Genomic DNA, 5,208 nt, shown 5'->3' with positions numbered 1-5,208 from the left:
AGACAAGATAATTACAGCCACGATTTAAGCTGATTTATATGGGACAGCCCTGGCTATGGGGGTTAAGCGGCTGCCACTCTCTCAATAGCCGTTCAATTGCTTGGTGGTGTGGTGTGTAGGTTAGCTTTGGCTTGCCGGTAGTGCCACCGCTAGACATCAAAACAGCTCCGTCTAGTTCGGCTGCCAATTGGGTTATCCGGAGTATCTCACTGGGACCACAAACGGGCAGGTCTTCCAGCCGCGAAGCAGATTTGGGCACGGCAAGTCCACCGAGCTTAGACAGGGCTTGGGCTTGGGCGTGGGAGATGACTAGATTCCAATCAAGATGGCCGACGATCATGGAGATAGAGTAGTTCTCTGCTGGTCCCAGTGTTCTCCATGTTATAGACGAAACAGATATGCCAGAATACTGAGATGCTCAAGGCCTGTTTTGTCACAATAAGCATATGTAGATTAATAACAGTAGATAACACCAGACTGATTCAGTACTTTCATTTCTTCCTTTGAAATACCGAGTTCTGCCAGAATTTGCTGAGTATTTTGGCCGTAAAGTGGCGCTTCCTTAAACTGCATTGCGGCGGAGTCATCAACAGTGAAGGGAGCACATAGGTATTGAATTGATTCGCGGCTCTTGCTGCGCGTATACGGAATTGAAACGATCTTGCCATTGTCGCGGACATAGGGGTTATTCAGTGCTTGGGAGATGTCATAGATGGGGGCGCAAGGAATTTTCCCCTCCATCTGAGCGACCCAGTCCTTTGTCGCTTTCCTTTGGAAATATTGATCGAGCGCTTCCGTCAGAGCCTCCCGATTCTGCATTCTGTCTTCGTTCCCGAGAAATCTAGCGTCTCTTTCTAGATCGTCAGCCTTCAGTTCGTGGCAGAGCATTACCCAGAATTTTTGTGTCAAGCAGGCAACATAAAACCATCCATCGGCAGTTTTCACCAGTTGGCAAGGGGCTTGGGAGGCGTGCGCAGAGCGGGGCTGTTTGCCTGGAATGACCCCTTCATTGAGAAACCACAATCCCTGGTAACATAGGCAGTTCAAGGCAATATCGAATAAGTTCGTATCAAAATCACCGCCTTTCTTCGTTATTTCGCTGCGTAGTAATCCCGACACCGTGCAAAGGGCTGAGTAAACACTGCCCAGCAAGTCGACCACCGACACGCCGACTTTGGTGGGCATTGATCCTGGCTCCCCAGTTACTGACATCCAGCCGGTTTCAGCCTGCATCAGAAAATCATAACCGGGCCAGCTCTTTCTGTTGTTGTCCCGCCCATATCCAGAGAGGTGGGTACAGACAATTTTGGGATTAACGGCCTGGAGATCTGCATAAGTGAGTCCGAGTTCCTCGGGTAGTGAACCACGGAAATTATCAATTACGGCATGTGATTCTTCCGCAAGCTTCAAGAAAATTTTTCTGCCCTCTGGGGTGCGGATGTCTATTGCCAGGCTTTTCTTATTGTGCAGCGTTGATTCACCACATTCATTATCCTCATGAGCTTCATCGAAATAGAGTGAGCCCATTTTACGTAGTGGGTTTCCACTTTGTTTTGGGTCTTCTATATTAATGACTTCGGCGCCCAGCATAGCTAACAGAGTGCCATGAAAAGAGCCGGCGCCCCAGGTTTCGAAGGAAAGAATACGTTTGCCTTGGAGAGGTAGCACTGTGATATCTCTGGATTGGCGCCAGTAACAAGCATTAATCTGTAGGTGTCTGTATTATTAGCCCGAATGGGTTTGGTAACTTATAGACTATGCAGCCAGTCTAAGGGTATTTATAACCTTTTAGTGCTTTAGCAACCCAAGTGGGCTTAAGCGAAACGGCTCACCCTAGCAAAAAATAGGAATAAGAAGTTCTGGCGAATAAAGGGGGTACACATATGCAATGTATGACCATCCAGCTCAGTCAACCTAAATCCGCTGTCAAGAACATTATTGCAGCTTAACTGAATAGATTAATGAATTGGCACAGAATTCTGAACACTACCGTTTCTCAGTAGAGCTTGCGATGGTTTTGGCCAATTACAATGATTCTATCTTCGGAAACCCCCGCGTTTTCGGCAAACTCTTCCCACTTCTCTATAGCTTTCGCAACTTCATCAATAATATCCATCGGACGCTTGATGCTGATGACTTTTCCGACAGCTATCAAATCCTCTAAAACGAAGTGGTCTCGCTTTCCGTTGACGCTCATTTGGTGTTGACTTGTCCATGCGCCACCTGGATTGTGGGCATAGGTGATATCAAAGGCGGGTGACAGGGACCATTCACCTCTCTGGTCCATGAGAAACGCGATGTTTTTAGTATGGTCATCCTGATTTCTGGCCAGCACATTGAATACCATCCTGCGATATTGCTGAATGGCTTCATTTTTGGGTAGGTACAGCTCGCGCATAACGCTAAAGAGTTGCTCGTATGAGTGCGCGCCAGCCATATTGAAGTCCAGGTGCGCGATACCACAAAGGGATTGCATATGGAGCTTTTGGCCGTTCACACGGTCGAACCGCTGTGTCATGAAGTGCGCTCTGCCATTTTCCTGCAGAAGCTTGCATTCCGTCATATCAATGCCGGCTTCCCGCGCCATAAAATAGTAGGCGAATTCAACCCGACCATAACCATCAGTAGAGCCGAGTTCTAAATCGCCAGCACCATCGAATTTCAGTAACCAGTAATCATACCCTTTGGGGGCTGGGACTTGGCCTGAGCGAATATCGCCTTTACCGTTCATGGCGATTACCGCTTTTGCTCGAGCCCCGCCCGCGCTGGTGCCCACTCTTAATATATCCAGTAATGTACCTGATTTTTGTGTGTCGCATTCACCGAGTTGCGCGTTGAGGCCTATTTGCTTATGAGTGATTGCAGCCGCTAGCTTTACCAGTTCTTCGACATTGATATCGACCGAATCCCTGAAAGTACCATCCACGGCGGGTTGAAATTCGAGCGCGCCCATACCCCGTGTACCGGTGTAACAAAGTCGCTCAATGGGGTTGAAGCTTGCCGGAGTTCTTCCCTGGCGTGCAAGCCAGGCATCGATAACGGCATTGCCGAATTTGTCGGGCAGGCAATCGGCAAGGAGGCCTGGCAAGCCCTTAAAGGTTTCCCGGTTGAGGGTGCGAAACATATACGGCTCTGACGAGACATCGGACGGCATGGTGACCGGGGCAATATCTAATCCCTTCTGTAGAAATTCTGGAGCATATTCGAAGGATCCATAGCCGGCATCATCCCAGTGAACAGCGCCAACCATCTCGTCCCACAAGTGTACCGTGGCAGTATTTGTCTGATTTACCATTTTGGCTTATCTCTTTTTTTGATAGCGCTTGGATTATTGGAGGCTTGAGAGCTGCGGCTGGCTCTCTTGCGCGGCTTACCGAGTGTGGCAATTTGCATAGGGCTGATTGAAGGTGGGGGTAGGAATGCCTCTAGAGATTCGAGCTGGTGTAACACCCTTAACGCGGCCACAAGGCTGTCGAGCCTGCCGCGACCGGCCTCTAGCCCTTTGATGGTGGAGGGGGAGAGGCCGGCACGTTCGGCCATATCATCCTGGGTGAGGTTCATCCGCAAACGGTACCCCTTTAACCGACTGCCGAGCGTCTCAAGTATCTGAGAGTCTGATTGCCCGTAAAAACTCATAACAGTTGCTTTTCCATATCTTGAGGTGTGAAACCCACCTTAATAGGTGGACTTGCAGCTATTATAGCGTATTTGTCAAAATTAGCCTAAGCGGGTGTAAAACCACCTTTTAATCATTTATTAAGGTCTCAATAGCTGCAAAAGCAACTTTTAAGAATGCCTCGACGGACGGTGTTTACGTAAAGAGCGCTACAAGAGACATAGCTCTAGGGCCAATCAAGCTGACGATAATCAAGGCCAAGAATCGAGGGACTGCTCATATATTAAGGATTGTCACCGTACTGCGGCACTCAATACGGGGGGCGCCTGATCCTGTTACGAAGCAGGCCAGTAATAGCATCATCGGCACCTCAACTTGGGCTCTATCACTCAGCGGCATTGAATCTGGCAGGCCCCAGTGCACTTTGATTGTGCCACCAAACCCGATGGGGCCGGTTTCCTCGCAACATGGTCGCATACAATGACTATGATATCGGGCGAAATATCGCTGGTAGAGCCACAGCTTTTGCTGGTCAGCCCTTCAAGTTGAGTCATTATGTTTCCGCAGATATTTTATGGAGCCCCAACCACCTACCCGCACGATTGACCTCCATTTTTCTTCCGGCCAAACGCTCGCCAGAGCTACTTCGGCAGATTAGAGGCCCCTTTCTAATAATTTGAGAAGTGTGCTTAGAAAGGTATCCGGTTAGGCTTGAGCACAAAACTTTCGTGGAAAATTGGAGGGCAAAACACTTTTCATTTTTCTCGTCCAAGATTTTCCAGTTTTAGCAAGTTGAGCCTAATCCAGCGGCAGTGATTTTTATTGAAGGGAAAGTATCGTGTGAAACTCCACCGGAGAAAGGCATATTTTTGAGCTGTAAAGCCGCAATAAATACGACTTGGCGTAATGGTTGCAGAGCAAAAAAATAAGAAGAGTTGTCTCGGTTCAAGTACGACAACTCTCTTTGTGAAAATCTATTAATCTAATTGAAGGCCGTAGCTAATGATGAGTTAAGCCGGAATCGCGGCTAGCCTCAAACAAAAACCAAGCCCGCTTTTCAGAGTGATCAATAAATTCCTCCAGTAGGCTGGCTGTTGCAATATCGTGGTGTTCATCACAGAGTTCATGGACTTTGCGCATATTAACAATCATTTGACGATTATCTTCGCCCAGCTCTGTCAACATATCCTGTGGATCTACATACTCAGAATTATTGTCTGAAGATCGTTGTAGCTTGGCGATGTGACCAATAGAGCGTAATGTAGTCCCCCCTAGTTTGCGTACTCGTTCCGCTAGGGCATCGGTCATTTCTAAAACATCATCGGCTTGATCATCAAACAGCAAATGGTAATCACGGAAGTGTGGGCCACTGACATGCCAGTGAAAATTTTTTGTCTTCACGTAGAGGCTGAAGGTATCAGCTAGCAGTGTATTGACTGCGTTAGTAATGCTGGCCCTAGCACTCTCACCCAGATCAGTCGGGGCGGTGAGTCTTGATTGATCCTTCGAGTCTACTGATTCTCTAGTTGCTTTTCTCATCAATACTTCGGACAGTTTTAGGGGGCGAAATAGGTAGGAACCAAGGCCGGATA

Annotated in this window: 5 protein-coding genes; all 5 read right to left on the bottom strand. The window is 48.1% G+C overall.

The genetic code is table 11. The features are described from left to right. Positions 1–34: 34 nt before the first annotated feature. Positions 35–340 carry a hypothetical protein gene (locus MO867_RS20315; protein WP_252472490.1) on the bottom strand — a complete coding sequence of 102 codons (306 nt, stop codon included), beginning with the start codon at positions 338–340 and terminating at the stop codon, positions 35–37. Positions 341–453: 113 nt separating this feature from the next. After that, positions 454–1,668: a CaiB/BaiF CoA transferase family protein gene (locus MO867_RS20310; RefSeq protein WP_252472488.1), complete on the bottom strand. Its 1,215-nt coding sequence runs from the start codon at positions 1,666–1,668 to the stop codon at positions 454–456. A 328-nt stretch (positions 1,669–1,996) separates the two neighbouring features. Continuing rightward, entirely contained in the window at positions 1,997–3,295 is a 1,299-nt protein-coding gene (locus tag MO867_RS20305; RefSeq protein WP_252472486.1) for a type II toxin-antitoxin system HipA family toxin, read from the bottom strand. Beyond that, positions 3,289–3,636 carry a helix-turn-helix domain-containing protein gene (locus tag MO867_RS20300; protein WP_252472484.1) on the bottom strand — a complete coding sequence of 116 codons (348 nt, stop codon included), beginning with the start codon at positions 3,634–3,636 and terminating at the stop codon, positions 3,289–3,291. Before MO867_RS20300 ends, MO867_RS20305 begins: the two co-directional genes overlap by 7 nt. 979 nt (positions 3,637–4,615) lie before the next feature. After that, on the bottom strand, positions 4,616–5,208 hold a 593-nt coding region (locus MO867_RS20295), incomplete at its 5' end, for a Dps family protein (RefSeq protein ID WP_309143321.1).

This window comes from Microbulbifer okhotskensis (genome assembly GCF_023895975.1).
GTDB classification, from domain to species: domain Bacteria; phylum Pseudomonadota; class Gammaproteobacteria; order Pseudomonadales; family Cellvibrionaceae; genus Microbulbifer; species Microbulbifer okhotskensis.
Note: the sequence above shows the minus strand (reverse complement) of the source record. Positions and strands in the feature narration are given on the sequence as shown.